The organism is Phenylobacterium kunshanense (genome assembly GCF_003254525.1).
Classification (GTDB): Bacteria; Pseudomonadota; Alphaproteobacteria; order Caulobacterales; family Caulobacteraceae; genus Phenylobacterium; species Phenylobacterium kunshanense.
Map to the genome: position 1 here is coordinate 81,296 of NZ_QFYS01000010.1, position 14,795 is coordinate 96,090.

Consider the following 14,795-nt stretch of genomic DNA (forward strand, 5'->3'; position numbering starts at 1 on the left):
CTCCCTAGGTAGCGCTACGGAGGCGAACCAGCCGGCCGGCGAAACCCACGGCGACGCCCCCCAGCGCGCCCAGAGCGGCGACCTCTGCGAGGAGCGCTGGTGCGGGCGCGGCGAAGGCGAAGAGGATGGCCAGTCCTGGAATCAGGAGCGCGGCCGCGAGGCATCCCACCGCCCCGGCGAGGATCGCGCCGAAAGCCAGGAATTGCCTTCGCGGCACGGCCCGCCCGGCGGCCGCCAGGACCCCGGCGACGCCCAGATTGGCGGCGACCAGCGCGACGAGCGCGGCGGCCCGCGCGGCCTCCGGCGGCTGCCCTTGATCCAGCAGCCAGAGATACATGCCGAACACGCCGGCCAGCAGCGCGACGCCCTGCCCGATGGTCGTCAGTAGTCGCGTGACGCCCATCAGTGGCTCGTCGCCGGGCCTCGGCGGCCGCTGCATGGAGCCATGCGACGCCCGACGTCCCTCGAAAACCAGGGCGCACATGGGATCGATCACCAGTTCCAGCAGCACGACCTGGAGCGGGAAAAGCACCGGCGGCGCGCCGATCAACGGCGGCAGCAGCGCCAGCCCGGCCATAGGGATGTGCACGGTGACGATGTAGGCCAGGGCCGCACGCAGGTTGCCGTAGATGCGACGGCCCTCGGCGATGCCCGACACGACCGAGGCGAAGCGGTCGTCGAGCAGGATCAAGTCCGAGGCCTCCCGCGCCACATCGACGCCGCGCTGGCCCATGGCCACGCCGACGTGCGCAGCCTCCAGCGCCGGCGCATCGTTCACCCCGTCGCCGAACATGCCGACGCGCTCGCCGTTGGCCTGCAGGGCCTGGACCAGCCGCAGCTTCTGCTCAGGATCGATGCGGGCGAAGACGCGGACCCGACGCACCGCCTCCCGGAGCTCCCCGTCGCTCATCGCTCGCAGTTCGGCGCCGGTCAGGGCCCCGCCGCTGGCGTCCACGCCGGCCTGGGCGGCGATCGCGAGCGCGGTGTCGGGGAAGTCGCCGGTGATCATGGCCACGGAAATCCCGGCCTCGCGCGCCGCCGCCAGGGCGGGCGGGACGTCCGCACGCACGGGATCCTCGAAGGCGACGAGCCCGTCAAAGCCGAAGGTCGCGTCCCCGGGGTCGCCACCCTGGTCCCGGACATCGGTCGCTGTCGCCACGCCCAGCACCCGCAACCCCCGGCGCGCGAAGGCGGCGACCGCGGCATGGACCTCGTTCCGCGCCGCCGGTTCGAGCCGGCAGAGGTCGAAGATCGCCTCGGGAGCCCCCTTGGCGGCATAGCGCACGCCATCACGCGCTTCCGGCCAGGCCTGGATGAAGGCAAGCCGGTCAGGCCGCAGCGGATAGGACCGCAACGGCGCCTCCCCCACGCTGGCGTCAGGCGCAGCCGCGCGCAGGGCGCGATCCATCGGGTCGAGCGGGTGCACGGCCGAGGCGTCCGCCGCCGCTCGCAGCACGGCGGCTCCGGTGGAATCGCCGACGCCGACCTCCTGGCCTGCCGCCCAGAGCGCGGCGACGCTCATCTCGTTGCGGGTCAAGGTGCCCGTCTTGTCCACGCACAGCACGCTGATGGCGCCGAGCGCCTCGATGGCCGCGGTGCGTCGCACCAGCACCTTCTTCTGCGCCAGCCGCCAGCCGCCCAGCGCGAGGAAGACGGCCAGGACCATAGGGAATTCCTCAGGCACCAGGGCGATGCCGATGGTGAGCGCCGCGAGGCCGCCCTCGATCCAACCGCCGCGAATGAACCCGTGCGCCAGCAGCACCGCGATCGCCAGGCCGAAGGCCGCGACGCCCAGAATGCCCACCAGCCGCCGCGTCGCCTGCTGGAGCGGGGTCGGCGGCTCCGCCGCTGTCGCCAGGGCCGCCCCGATGCCCCCGATGCGGGTATTGCGCCCCGTCGCGGTCACCAGGCCGACGCCGTGCCCCCGGACCAGCAGGGTCCCGGCGCAGATGCGCGCCTGCTCGGGCGCTTCCCCCTGGTCTGAGATTTCCCCCGGCGCGAGGGGCGATCGCACCACCGGCGCCGACTCGCCCGTCAACACCGACTCATCGACGGAGAGGACATCGCCCGCCACCAGGGCCGCATCGGCCGGAGCCCTGCCACCTTCCGCAAGGAGCACGATATCGCCCCGGACCAGCTCTGCCGCCGGAACCCGTCGCTCGGCCCCGCCCCGGATCACCCGCGCCGTGGGCTCGGCCAGCGCCTTGAGCGCCGCCAGCGCCCGCTCGCTCCGTGCTTCCTGGACGATGACGAGGCCAATGGTCGCCACCGCGCCGGCGAACAGGAAGGCGGCCTCGGCCGTGTCGCCGAGAAAGAAGTAGAAGCCGACGGCCACGAGCAGCAACAGGAACATCGGCTCCCGCAGCACTTCCCGGATGATCTGCGGCAGTCGGCGCCGGCGCGACTCGCTGAGCTGGTTTGGACCGTCGCACGCGAGCCGACGCGCCGCTTCTGCTTCGGAAAGGCCGTTCAGGCCGTGGTCGGAATAAGCGGACTCAGGCGGCGGATCGGACATATCTCCAGCATAGCCCAGGCCGATCACGGCGCCTTGATCGCTGTCGCTTGATCCGCCTCAACGTGGCGGGCGACCTTCATGATAGCTTTCTTCGCCAAAGGAGCGCGCCATGTCCGCCACCCCACCCATGCCCAGCGCGGCCCTCATGGAGGCTAGCGCGTCTGAAGCGCTGGAGCTCTGGACCTGCGCCTGCGGCCTTTGGGGCGACTATCTTACGTCCCTTGCGGGCGCCGTGACGCCGATGGCGGTGATGGAGGCCAATACGCGCCTCATGGCCGAAAGCCTGGACCTGTGCAGCAGAGCCGCCGGACTGCGCCTGCAGCATGCCGGCCTGAAGGCGCCCTTGCTGGCCGATACCTAGGCTTTCACCAGTCTGACCCGGGTCCCGCAGAGGACCACCTCCCCGTCGGCGTCGACCGCGCCGCGGGACTTGGCGCGCTCACGCACGGCCTCGGGGTCACGGACCGCCACATCGAAGCAGCCCAGGCCATCCCCGCGACCGTCCTTCGCCGCAACGAACCGGAGTTCGCCGCCGTCCAGAGCGATCCGCCACCCGCTGACCGCCGCCTCGCGCGGCATTCCCAGCACCGCGGCCCAGCGGGACGACATGGCGTCGGGATCCTCGCCCTGCAATTCGCCGCCCACGATGGCGGTGGAAACCTCCGTGCGGACGTTCTTCTCCCAGTCCGGACCGCCCCACTGCCAGCGCGCCTTCGGGACCATCGCGTCGATGGAGAGGATCGCGCCGCCGACGTCCTTGGGATGGAGATGGGTGAAATGGACCCCGTCACCATCGAACTGGTCCACCACCCGCACCCTCTCGGCCGCCAGCCGCGCCCGCGCCGCCTCCAGGTCGTCAACCTGCAGGATGACCATGTAGCCGCCATCGCCGCCGCGCTTCTCCAGCAGCCGCCCGGCGGTCGTCCCCGCCTGCTTTGGTGAGACCACTTCGAGGAAGGTGTCGCCGATCGGCCAGACCTGGTTCGCCAGGCCGTACTTGCCGACGCCCGGGTCCGCGTACGCAGGCCCCAGCCCCAGCACGTCGACGATCTCCGACTTCGCCGCGTCGAGGTCGGCGCCCACCAGTGCGATCTGCCGAAGCCGCATCCGCTACTCCTCCCCTTCCTTGTGTCTATGGCGGACTGAATGCCCCGGGCGGATGACGGTCAAGCCGCGGCGGCCTATCGTCGGCGCAACGACAAGGAGGACTCCCCGCATGGCCGCCCGAGACACCGGCACGACCGACCTCATCGCCGACCTGGACGACGGCGTCCTGACGCTCACCCTGAACCGGCCCGAGGCGCGCAACGCGATGAGCGGGGCGATGAATGCGGCGCTGTCCGAACAGCTCGCCTGGGCTGAGCTGGAGCCGCAGGTGAAGGTCGTGGTGCTGACCGGCGCGGGGAACGGCTTCTGCGCCGGCGGCGACGTGAAGGGCATGGACAACCGCAACGCCGGCGGCGGCGAGCCTACGCCCATCGACGAGGCCATCCATCGCCAGCGGGTGAACCAGCGGGCCACGGCCGGCAAGCTGTTCAAGATGCCCAAGCCCACCATCGCCGCCCTGCCGGGCGCGGCGGCCGGCGCGGGGCTGTCGCTCGCCCTCGCCTGCGACCTCAGGATCATGTCCCGCACCGCCATCATGACCACCGCCTTCGCCAAGGTCGGGTTCTCGGGCGACTACGGCGGGACCTACTTCCTGACGCAGCTCGTGGGATCGGCGAAGGCGCGGGAACTCTATTTCCTGTCCGACCGGGTGAGCGCCGACGAAGCCCTGCGTCTGGGCCTCGCCAACTGGGTCGTCGAGCCGGACGAGCTGGCCTCGAGGACCCGCGAGATCGCCAGCCGCCTGGCAGGCGGGCCGACCATCGCCTACCGCTACATGAAGGAAAACCTGAACCGCGCCATGGCCGGCGACGTCGACGACTGTCTGGACCTGGAGGCCACCCACCACGTCCACTGCGGTCAGACCGCCGACCACAAGGAGGCCGCCCGGGCCTTCGTTGAAAGGCGCGCGCCGGTGTTCCAGGGTCGCTGATGCGCTCCTTCGTTCCCGTGATCGTGGCGGCGCTGGCGCTGGCCGGCTGCCGGCAGGACCCCGTCGCCGAAGCGAGGAAGGCCGGCCAACCCTGCCTGGCGAACCTGGCCACGCCGCAGCCGGCGCCGGCGACCGGCGGCATGGTCCGCATCGCCGGCGGCGAGTTCCTGCAGGGCGCGGCGCCGGCGCGTGGCGAGGAGGGCCCGCCCCGCAAGACCCGCGTCGGGACCTTCTGGATCGACCGGACCGAGGTGACGAACGACCAGTTCGCCCGGTTCGTGGCCGCCACCGGCTACGTGACCCTGGCCGAGCGTCCTCTGGATCCGAAGCGGTATCCCGGTCTTTCTGGCGATCAGCTGAAACCCTCGGCCATCGTCTTCGTCGGCGCGTCCAATCCGAACGAGGGACCCGGCCGCTGGTGGCAGGTGATCCAGGGCGCCGACTGGCGCCATCCGCAGGGACCGGGCAGCTCGATCGAGGGCAAGGGCGCCTGGCCGGTCGTGAACATCGCCTATGACGACGCCCTCGCCTACGCCCGCTGGCTCGGCCGCGACCTGCCGACCGAGGCCGAGTGGGAATACGCCGCGCGCGGGGGACTGAAGGACGCCGCCTACACCTGGGGCAATGCCCCGCTCGACATGAAGACCCCGCAGGCCAACGTCTGGCAGGGACCGTTCCCGTCGGTGGACTCCGGCGCCGACGGCTACAAGGCGACCACCGCGCCGGTGGGCTGCTTTCCCGCCAACGGCTATGGGCTCCGCGACATGGCGGGCAACGTCTGGGAATGGACCAAGGACTGGTACGCGCCGGGCCTCGATCCCAGCGAAGTCGTCGACCCGGTCGGCCCGACGGAGCGCGAGGCCTATCTGCCCAGCGACCCCAGCGAGAAGCGCCGGGTCATCAAGGGCGGCTCGTTCCTCTGCGCCGACAACTTCTGCTTCCGCTACCGGCCGCCCGCCCGCGAGGCGGGGCCGACGGATACGGGATCAGATCACGTCGGCTTCCGAACGGTGCTGCGGGAGAAGACCTAGAACACCGACCAGCCGGTCTTCGCGACCAGCCGCTCCAGCGCCAGGGTCCCGACCTGGGAGTTGCCGACCTCGTTCAGCCCCGGTGACCAGACGGCGATCGCCGCCTTGCCCGGCGCGATGGTCAGGATGCCGCCGCCGACGCCGCTCTTTCCCGGCAGGCCCACCTTGAAGGCGAAATCGCCCGAGGCGTCGTAATGCCCGCAGGTCATCATGATCGCGCAGATGCGACGGGCATGCTCGGCGCTCACGACCCGCTCACCGGAGATCGGGTCGACGCCGCCGTTGGCCAGGAAGAGGCCGGCGCGGGCGAGCTGGCGGCAGGTGATCCGCATGGCGCACTGGTGGAAATAGGTCTGCAGCACCTCCTCCACCGGGCTTCGCAGGTTGTCGAACCCACGCATGAAGTTGGCGAGGGCGTAGTTGCGAAAGCCGGTCGCCGCCTCGGACTCGGCCACCTCCTTGTCGAGGTCGATCGTGTCGTTGTCGGCAAGTCGCCGCAGGGTGTCGCGGATCTCCGCGATCACCTCGTCGCGCCCGCGTCCCGCCATCAGGGCGTCGGTCGTGACGATGGCTCCCGCGTTGATGAACGGGTTTCGTGGAACACCATGCTCGGCTTCGAGCTGGACGATGGAGTTGAAGCGTGAGCCGGACGGCTCGCGCCCGACCCGCGCCCAAAGATCCTCGCCCAGCCGTTCCAGCGCTAGCGTCAGCGTGAAGACCTTGGAGATGCTCTGGATCGAGAATGGAACCCAGGCGTCGCCGGTCTCGAACGTCTCGCCGCCGCAGGTGACGACCGCCAGTCCGAACCGCCGCGCATCCACCCGCGCAAGGGCCGGGATATAGTCGGCCACATGTCCTTCGCCGCGATGCGACTGCATCTCGCGCCCGACGTCGGCGACGATGGCGGCAAGGTCGAGGGTTCCCATGGCCAAGGTGTAGGCGGCGCGTCAGGCCGCAGCAACCGGCGGAGACACCCGCGCGACCTGTGCTACCGTCCGCACGGGGTGGGGCCCATGGGCGGCCTCGGGCAGAGGAACCGCGGTGGCCGACGACACCACATCGCCCAGGCGATCTAAGGGGTCAGGCTCGGGCCTGCCGCCGCGGCTCGTCCGATGGCTGGAGGGCTACCGCCCGCTTCCTGGCGTGCCGGACGAGCTGTTTGGTCCGGACGGCCAAGCGCGCGAGCATTGGCTGGCGTTCCTGAGCGAACTGGCCGGCTATGGCGACAATGACGCGGACGGCCGGTTTGGCATGGCCGCCCGCCACATCCGCGACTCGGGCGCCTCGTACCGGATCTATGGCGAAGACGGGGAGCGGAGCTGGCCGCTGGACGCGCTGCCGCTGATCCTGCCCCAGGCGGAGTGGGACCAGATCGCCGCCGGCGTCGCCCAGCGCGCGCAGCTCATGGAAGCGGTGCTCGAGGACGTCTACGGACCGGGGCGGCTGGTGGCCGATGGCGCGCTGCCCGCGCCCGTCGTCACCGGCAGTCCGGACTTCCTGCGGGTCATGCGCGGCGTTACCCCGCCCTGCGGCCGCCACCTCCAGCTCTACGCCGCCGACCTGGGGCGCGGACCGGACGGCCGCTGGTGGGTGCTGGAGGACCGCGCCCAGGCCCCGTCCGGCGCCGGCTACGCTCTGGAGAACCGGCTGGTGGTCAGTCGGGCCTATCCCAATCTCTACAACGGCCTGAACGTGCACCGGCTCGCGCCTTTCTTCGACTCGCTGCGCCGGGGCCTGGCGGCTACCGCCGACCGGGCCGAACCCCGAATCTGCCTGCTGACCCCCGGCCCGTTCAGCCAGACCTATTTCGAACAGGCGCACCTCGCCCGTTATCTCGGCTTCCTGCTCGTGGAGGGCGACGACCTGGTAGCGCGCGACGGCAAGGTCTGGGTGCGCACCATCGCCGGCCTCAAGCGGGCAGACGTGATCCTGCGTCGGGTCGACGCCGACTTCCTCGACCCCCTGGAGCTCAACGCCGCCTCGCGGCTCGGTGTGCCGGGCCTGCTGGAAGTCATCCGCGCGGGCGGCGTGACGGTGCTGAACATGCCCGGCTCCGGCGTGCTTGAGTCCCGGGCCCTGATGGCCTTCCTGCCCCGGCTCTGCGAGCGCCTGCTGGGCGAGCCGCTGAAGCTGCCCAACATAGCCACATGGTGGTGCGGACAGGCCGCCGAGCAGGCCCATGTGGAAGCCCGCTTCGACGAGCTCGCAATAGCTCCCGCGTTCAACAGCCTCGGCGAGCCGCTCTGCGGCCCGCGGCTGGTGGCGGACCTGGTGCCGGACGCCAGGGCCGAGCTGCGCGCCCGGCTCGCCGACCGCCCCGGCGACTTCGTCGGTCAGGAGGTGGCGCACCTGTCCACCATGCCGGTCCTCCGCGACGGGCGGCTTGAGGCCGCGCCGTTCGTCCTTCGGGTCTTCGCCGCCTGGACGCCGGAAGGGCTGAAGATCATGCCCGGTGGGTTCTGTCGCACCGCCGACCATCCAGACGCCCGCGCGGTCTCCATGGGCGAAGGGGCCCGAACCGCGGACGTCTGGGTCATCGACGACAAGCCGGTGGAACGGTTGACCCTGATCGCCAGCGACGACGACGTGAAGGTTCGCCGCATCCTGGGCCACCTGCCCAGCCGGGCCGCCGACAATCTCTTCTGGCTGGGCCGCTACATAGAGCGGGCGGAGGCGACCCTGCGCCTAGTGCGGGCCCTGTGCTCCAGCCTGATGGATTCGGAGTCCTCCCTGCATGGCCGCGGCGAGACATTCGAGGCGCTGCACGCGCTGCTGGTGGACTGGGGCGCCCTGGCCGCCCACACCCGCACCGGCCGCGCGCTGGACTGCGCCCGCCACAGCCTGCACGACGAGGCGGCGTCCGGCTCGGTCATCCATCTCGTGCGCGCGGCCAAGCGCACCGCCTCTGGGATGCGCGAGCGGCTCTCGGCCGACTTCTGGGGCCTGCTGGTCGACCTGGAAGGTGATCTGGCGGGCAGCGCGGAGGACATCCATTCGGAAGCCCAGGCGCTGGAGCAGGCCGAGAACGCCTTGCGCCACATCGCCGGCCTTTCCGGCCTGACGCAGGAGAACATGAACCGGGTGGCCGGCTGGCGTTTCCTGGACATGGGCCGGCGGATCGAGCGCGGGATCGACACCTGCCAACTCGCCCGCGCGCTCGCGCACGACGGCGCGACCATCGACGACCTCGACCTTCTGCTCGACCTCAACGACAGCCAGATCACCTACCGGGCCCGCTATATCGTCGGCCTCGCACGGACGCCCGTGCGCGATCTCGTGATGCTGGACCCGTTCAACACCCGATCGGTCGCTTTCCAGGTAGCGGCGCTGAAGGAACACCTCTCGGTGCTCCCCACGCTGCGGGAGGATGGGATTCCCGAGGCGCCGGCGCGGATCCTCCTGCCTCTGGCCGCCGAGCTGGAGACGGAAGACGCCGCCGGTCTCGGCGCCGACAAGGCGCTGTCCTACGAGCGCGCCCTGATGCGGCTTTCCAACGCTATCGCCGACCGCTTCTTCCTCCAGGGCGCCAGCGCCGTTCCGACCGTCAAGCTCGTGGGGCTGGCGTGAGGTACCGCCTGCGCCACCGGACCACCTACAGCTACGACAGCGAGGTCGGATTCGCCCGCTGCGTCTTGCGACTGACGCCGCGCTCGTCGCCGGGACAGACGGTGCTGGACAGCGACATCGACGTCTCGCCGCCGCCCTCGGCGATCCTGGACCGCGTCGGCCCCTTCGGCGCGCGCGTCCTCACCGTAACCGTCGACACGCCGCACAGGGCGCTGGTCATCGAGGCCCGCGCGCACATCGACGTTCATACCCCGGCGGCCGGCGACCCGGCCGTCAGTCCGGCCTGGGAGACCATCCGCGCAGCGGTGCTGGAAAGCCGCGACCTCACGGCCGACGGCCCGGCCGCCTACCTCTTTCCCACGCCGCGGACGCCGATCGTCCCGGACATCACCGCCTATGCCCGTGTGAGCTTGACGCCAGGCCGCCCGATCGTCGCCGCCGTGGCCGAGCTGAACCGTCGCATCCACGCCGAGTTCCGTTACGATCCCAGCGCCACGGAAGTCTCGACGCCGGTGGCCCAGGCCTTCGCCGCCCGTCACGGCGTCTGCCAGGACTTCGCCCAGATCATGATCTGCGGCCTGCGAGGCCTCGGCCTGCCCGCGGCATACGTCAGCGGCTATCTGCGCACCGTACCGCCGCCGGGTCAGCCTCGCCTCGAGGGCGCCGACGCCACCCATGCCTGGGTCTCGGTCTGGTGCGGCGAGGCGCTGGGCTGGGTCGGCTTCGACCCCACCAACGCCATCCTCGCCGGCGACGACCACCTGGTGCTGGCCGTTGGCCGCGACTACGCGGACGTGGCGCCCATAGACGGCGTCATCCTCGCCTCCGGCGGCCAGAGCCTGAAGGTCGAGGTCGACGTCACGCCCGAGGACGCAGCAGCCTGAGCCCTACCCCCGGCGGCGGGCGATCATCAGCATCTGGGCGCGTTCCTCGATCTCCAGAGCGGTGTCGAAGCTCACCGCCTCCAGGGTGGCGTCCAGGCTGCGCTTGGTCAGGCGCAGGGCGTCGGGCTGAGCCTTGGCCATGTCGCGCGCCAGGGCCATGCCGTAGTCGTCCAGCTCGGCCTCGGGCGTCACGGCCGATACGAGGCCCGCCTCCAGCGCCGCGGCCGCGTTCAGCGGACGGCCCGCCAGCAGCACCTCCCGGGCTTTCGACAGGCCGATGGCCCGCTGCAGCCGCCAGCTCACGCCCAGCTCCGCGCCCGACAGGCCGATCGCCAGGAACGCCGGGTGGAACGCCGCGCTCTCGCTGGCCACGATCACGTCGCTCGCCAGGGCGATGGCCAACCCACCTCCTGCGGCCGCGCCGCGCACCGTGGAGATCAGGGGCTGCGGACAGGCGCGCATGGCCTTCATCAGGTCGCGCAGGACCCAGTCGCCCTTCGGCCCATCGCGCAGCATGTCGGGCTGGCCCATCGCCTTCAGGTCGGCGCCGGCGGAGAAGGCCCGGCCCGCGCCGCGGATCACGACCACGCGCACATCCTCGCGCCGGCGAAGCCCCTCGAAGTGCGTCAGCAGGGCCTCGGCCATCGGCTGGTTCAGGGCGTTGAGCCGGTCGGGCCGGTTGAAGGTCAGGCGCTGGACCCCGTCCAGGTCTTCGGTCAGCAGGATGTCGTCGGCCACGGCGGGTCCCTCTCTCGTTCGCGGAGCAAGTTGTCGGCAACCTCGGCGCCCCGCAATGGCGCCCTCACGTCAGCCTCGCGCGCTCACCCTGTCGCAAAACGAGGGCGCCCGCGTCACACGCCCGTCAGCGAACCACGTCATTTCCCCGCACAGACAGGTCCTGGGGCATGGGGCAGATGGACTTCGAACCTGTACACCCGGCGCACGCGCCGGCCGCGCTGGTCCAGAGCGCCGAGATGAGCGTCCTCACCTACAACGTGAAGGGTCTTCCGTGGCCCATCGCGCGCGGCCGCGGTGAGGCGCTTCGCGAGATCGGTCGTGAGCTGGCGACCCTCCGGCGCGAAGGTCGCGAGCCGGACGTGGTGCTCATCCAGGAGGGGTTCCGGCAGGAGATCGCCGATCTCGTGCGCGAAAGCGGCTATCGCTACTGGGCGAGGGGTCCAAGCCGTGGCCTGCGCAACCTGACCGGCGGCGGGCTGCATGTCCTGAGCGACGAGCCCATCGTCGACGTGAAGGCCGCCGCGTTCCGCAACTGCGCGGGCCTGGACTGCCTGGCCAACAAGGGCGCCATGCTGGTGCGGCTGGCCCCCGAGGGGCTGCCGACGCCGGTGGACGTGGTCAACACCCACATGAACGCCCGCAAGGCCTCGCGCGCGCCGCTTTCTCAGACCCTGCCCGCCCACCAGGCCCAGACCCGCGAGCTGTTCCAGTTCATCAAGGCTCACCGCGAGCCGGCCGCGCCGATGGTGGTGGGCGGCGACTTCAACATCCGCAACTCGCCGGCCCGGTACTATTACCAGGCGCTCGGGCGGCCCTACACCGTGGTCGGTGAGTTCTGCCATCAGCCCGAAGCCGCATGCGGCGACGGCGCGTCCGACCTCCACGCCGAACCCTGGCTACGCCGACAGGACCTGCAGGCGTTCCAGCCCGGCGCCGTGCAGGTGCAGCCGGTCCGCGCCGAGATGCTGTTCACCGGCCAGGACCGGCCGATGCTTTCGGACCACGAAGGCTATCTGGTCCGCTATCGCCTGAGTTGGTCGGCGACCACCCTGGCGGCTTACCGGCCAGCGCCCGGCGTCGAAGTGAAGCCCCAGTTCGGCAAGTGGGGCGTGAAGGTCGCCTGGAAGCGATAGCTCAGGAGCGCTCCACCAGTCCGTGCTGCTTCAGGCGCCAGACCAGGGTCTCGATCCGGTCCTGGCCGAAGAACGGCTCATCCTTGAAGACGAAGGTCGGAACCCCCCAATGGCCCACCTCGTCCATGCGGGCGTGGCTGGCCTGGACGGCGTCCTCCAGCCGATCGCCCTCGGCCGCGACCACGGCGTCCAGTTCGGCGAGGTCCAGGCCGGCCCGCTCGGTGGCGCGCGCCAGGTGGTCGCCCTCGTTCCAGCCCTGGACCTCGCCGCTCCAGATCAGCCTGCTGACCTCGCAGATGAAGGGGATGCCGCGGCCTCGCTCGACCGCGGCCTGACCCAGGTGCGTCAGCCGGCGGATGTAGGGCTGTTCCTTGGGGATCTCGCGGGTGCGCATGTCCATCACGATCGGATCCGGGCGCGGCGGGCCGAAGGTCATGCCCAGCATCTGCGCCGTGCGGAAACAGTCGCGCACCACATACATCGGCCAGCGCGGATCCTGGCGCTCGAAGAAGCCGTCCACTCGGACGGCCAGCGGATAGACGGGCCGCACCTTGAGGTCGACGTCGTAGCGCTCGGCGATCTCGGCCATGCGCGGTGTGGCCAGGTACGAATAGGGACTGCGGAACGACCAGAAGGCCTCGACCTCGAGCGTCATGGGGGCGGCTCCTCCGACCGGCTTGCTTTTCTGACTGTTTAGTCCATTAATGACCATATAGTCAAATTCGAGGCGGCCGTGGGCGAGCCCAGGATCGACAGGCGAAGGATCAGGACGCGCGCGGCGCTACTGCGTGCGGGCCAGACGCTGTTCGCCGAGCGTTCGGTCGATGGTGTCAGCATCGACGACATCGTCGCCGCGGCCGACGTCGCCAAGGGCAGCTTCTACAACCACTTTCCCGACAAGGACGCGCTGGCCCGCACACTGGCCGACCAAGCCCGCCTGGGCGCCGAAGCGCTGGCCGCTCGCGTCGGGATCGGCATCGAGGACCCGGCCGAGCGCGTCGCCCGCGCGGTCTGCGGCTTCGCCCGGCAGGCGCTGGAGAACCCCGAGAGCGCCCGCCTGGGCCAGCGCCTGTTCCACAGCGCGGCGATTCCGGACGCGCCGATGAACGCCGGCGTGCGCGCCGATATCCAGGCGGGCCTCGCGGCCGGGCGGTTCGGCGGCGTCTCCCTCGAAGCGGCCGTTTTGCTGGCCGTCGGCGTCGTGCAGATGGCGGTGTCGCGCGTGGTGGAGCAGGGATCGCCCGCCCATGCCGCCGCCCTCGCCCAGGACCTCGCCTTCGGCCTGCTCCGCGCCCTGGGGGTCGAGACCCCCGCCGCCCGAACCGTCGCCACGCGCGCCGCCACCGACCTTTTCAACGGGCCGCCGCTCTGAGCGCGCCCGATAGGAACCCCGCCATGCTCATCGCCAGCCGAATCGTCGTCGGTCTCTACGGCCTGATCTTCGCCGCCCTCGGCTTCGGCTTCTGGGTGGCTCCGGAGCGCGCGGCGGCGCGGTTCGCCGTGGAGCCGCTGGGCCCTGTGGGACTATCGACCCTCCGAGGGGACTTCGGCGGCGTCTTCCTCGGCCTGGCGGTGCTCTGTCTGGTGGGCGTCTGGTCGCGGCGCAGGGGTTTGCTGACGGCGGCGGCCATCGTGCTGGGCGCGATCATCCTCGGGCGGCTGCTCGGCGCAGCCATGGGCGGCGGCGCGGCCGGCCTCGTCCCCAACCTGCCCGTGGAGATCGTGGGTCTCGTCGCGCTCGTGCTCTGCGTCCGGGCGCTGCCGCGTTCGGGCGAGCCCAGCCGGCCGCTCCGCGCCCTCGCCATGGCGGGTGTGATCGTCGCCATGGTTCTCGGCCTCGGCGCCGTGGCGCTGAACATGCCGGCGGTCCAGGACGGCCTGCTCCAGCGCGTCGCCGCGGTGAACATCCGCCGGGACAACGCCACCCTGGTGACCGACCCCTCCGCCCTCCGCGTGGCGCTCTGCGGCACCTCGGCGCCGCTTCCCAGCCCCAAGCGCGCCAAGGCCTGCGTCGCCGTCATGGCGGGCGGCAAGATCTGGATCGTCGACAGCGGCCCGGAGTCGACCAAGAACCTGATGCAGTGGGGCGTGCCGCTGGACCGGACGGCCGGGGTCCTGCTGACCCACTTCCATTCCGACCACATCGGCGACCTGGGCGAACTGAACCTGCAGACCTGGGTGCCCGGCCGGCCGGCGCCGCTGGCTGTCTATGGCGGCCCGGGCGTCGAGCAGGTGGTCGACGGGTTCAACCTGGCCTACGCCCAGGACCGGGGCTACCGCACGGCTCACCACACCGCCGCGATCATGCCGCCAGCCACGTCGACGCTCGTCGCCCGGCCGATCGCCCTGCCGGCCGCGACGCAGGGCCAGCCCCGGACGGCCGTGATCCATGACGACGGCCAGATGCGCATCACCGCAATCGAGACCAACCACGCGCCGGTCGCGCCGGCCTATGCCTACCGCTTCGACTACAGGGGCCGCTCGCTGGTGGTGACCGGCGACACCACCGCCTACGCGCCGCTCACCGCGGCCTCGCGCGGCGCCGACATCTTCATGTCCGAGGCGCTGAACCGCGAGATGGTCCGAACCATGGAGGCCACGGCGAGAGACGTCAGCAAGCCCCGCATCGCGCACATCATGCACGACATTCAGGACTACCATATCTCACCCAAGGAGGCGGCGCAGGCGGCCAACCAGGCGGGCGCGCGAATGCTTGTCCTCTACCACCTGATCCCGGCGCCGGATAACGCGATCCTGAAGTCGATCTTCACGCGGGGCCTGGACGATGCCCGGCAGGGCGACTGGGACCTCGCCGAGGACGGCAGCCTCTACACCCTGCCCGTGGGGTCCACGGAGATCCGCATCGGGCGCGTGCCGAAGTAGGACGCC

13 protein-coding genes are annotated in these 14,795 nt (G+C 71.2%); 8 read left to right on the plus strand and 5 right to left on the minus strand.

All coding sequences use genetic code 11. The features are described 5' to 3' along the window. Positions 1-4: 4 nt before the first annotated feature. Entirely contained in the window at positions 5-2,515 is a 2,511-nt protein-coding gene (locus DJ019_RS18310; protein ID WP_111277754.1) for a cation-translocating P-type ATPase, read from the minus strand. Positions 2,516-2,624: 109 nt separating this feature from the next. Between DJ019_RS18310 and DJ019_RS18315 the strand changes: the two genes are divergently transcribed. Then, positions 2,625-2,876: a hypothetical protein gene (locus DJ019_RS18315; protein ID WP_111277756.1), complete on the plus strand. Its 252-nt coding sequence runs from the start codon at positions 2,625-2,627 to the stop codon at positions 2,874-2,876. Here DJ019_RS18315 and DJ019_RS18320 read toward each other — a convergent pair. Further along, positions 2,873-3,622 carry a VOC family protein gene (locus tag DJ019_RS18320; protein ID WP_111277758.1) on the minus strand — a complete coding sequence of 250 codons (750 nt, stop codon included), beginning with the start codon at positions 3,620-3,622 and terminating at the stop codon, positions 2,873-2,875. The two genes, DJ019_RS18315 and DJ019_RS18320, sit on opposite strands and share 4 nt — an antisense overlap. A 109-nt stretch (positions 3,623-3,731) precedes the next feature. Between DJ019_RS18320 and DJ019_RS18325 the strand changes: the two genes are divergently transcribed. Both DJ019_RS18325 and DJ019_RS18330 read left to right on the plus strand, forming a co-directional pair. Further along, a complete protein-coding gene (locus DJ019_RS18325) occupies positions 3,732-4,553 on the plus strand; it encodes an enoyl-CoA hydratase (RefSeq protein WP_111277760.1) in 822 nt (273 codons plus the stop codon). After that, positions 4,553-5,584 (plus strand): formylglycine-generating enzyme family protein, encoded by a 1,032-nt coding sequence (locus tag DJ019_RS18330; RefSeq protein WP_111277762.1) that lies wholly within the window; start codon positions 4,553-4,555, stop codon positions 5,582-5,584. Before DJ019_RS18325 ends, DJ019_RS18330 begins: the two co-directional genes overlap by 1 nt. Here the strand turns inward: DJ019_RS18330 and DJ019_RS18335 are convergent. Continuing rightward, on the minus strand, positions 5,581-6,510 hold the full coding sequence (locus DJ019_RS18335) for a glutaminase (protein WP_111277764.1): 930 nt from the start codon (positions 6,508-6,510) through the stop codon (positions 5,581-5,583). The two genes, DJ019_RS18330 and DJ019_RS18335, sit on opposite strands and share 4 nt — an antisense overlap. Before the next feature lie 115 nt (positions 6,511-6,625). Between DJ019_RS18335 and DJ019_RS18340 the strand changes: the two genes are divergently transcribed. Then, positions 6,626-9,151: a circularly permuted type 2 ATP-grasp protein gene (locus DJ019_RS18340; protein ID WP_111277766.1), complete on the plus strand. Its 2,526-nt coding sequence runs from the start codon at positions 6,626-6,628 to the stop codon at positions 9,149-9,151. Next, on the plus strand, positions 9,148-10,035 hold the full coding sequence (locus tag DJ019_RS18345; protein ID WP_111277768.1) for a transglutaminase family protein: 888 nt from the start codon (positions 9,148-9,150) through the stop codon (positions 10,033-10,035). Before DJ019_RS18340 ends, DJ019_RS18345 begins: the two co-directional genes overlap by 4 nt. A 3-nt stretch (positions 10,036-10,038) precedes the next feature. Here DJ019_RS18345 and DJ019_RS18350 read toward each other — a convergent pair whose 3' ends face one another. Continuing rightward, positions 10,039-10,773, minus strand: coding sequence for an enoyl-CoA hydratase/isomerase family protein (locus tag DJ019_RS18350; protein ID WP_165844073.1), 735 nt, complete (start codon positions 10,771-10,773; stop codon positions 10,039-10,041). Positions 10,774-10,949: 176 nt separating this feature from the next. Here DJ019_RS18350 and DJ019_RS18355 point away from each other — a divergent pair, with 176 nt between their 5' ends. After that, a complete protein-coding gene (locus DJ019_RS18355) occupies positions 10,950-11,906 on the plus strand; it encodes an endonuclease/exonuclease/phosphatase family protein (protein ID WP_111277772.1) in 957 nt (318 codons plus the stop codon). A 1-nt stretch (position 11,907) separates the two neighbouring features. Here the strand turns inward: DJ019_RS18355 and DJ019_RS18360 are convergent, their stop codons facing one another. Then, positions 11,908-12,561, minus strand: a complete 654-nt coding sequence (locus DJ019_RS18360) for a 2-hydroxychromene-2-carboxylate isomerase (RefSeq protein ID WP_111277774.1) — start codon at positions 12,559-12,561, stop codon at positions 11,908-11,910. Between the two features lie 78 nt (positions 12,562-12,639). On the opposite strand from DJ019_RS18360, the gene DJ019_RS18365 reads away from it, so the two are divergent. Together DJ019_RS18365 and DJ019_RS18370 are read left to right on the plus strand one after the other, a co-directional pair. Then, on the plus strand, positions 12,640-13,278 hold the full coding sequence (locus DJ019_RS18365; protein WP_111277776.1) for a TetR/AcrR family transcriptional regulator: 639 nt from the start codon (positions 12,640-12,642) through the stop codon (positions 13,276-13,278). Positions 13,279-13,301: 23 nt separating this feature from the next. Then, positions 13,302-14,789: an MBL fold metallo-hydrolase gene (locus DJ019_RS18370; RefSeq protein WP_111277778.1), complete on the plus strand. Its 1,488-nt coding sequence runs from the start codon at positions 13,302-13,304 to the stop codon at positions 14,787-14,789. The last annotated feature ends 6 nt before the right edge of the window (positions 14,790-14,795 follow it).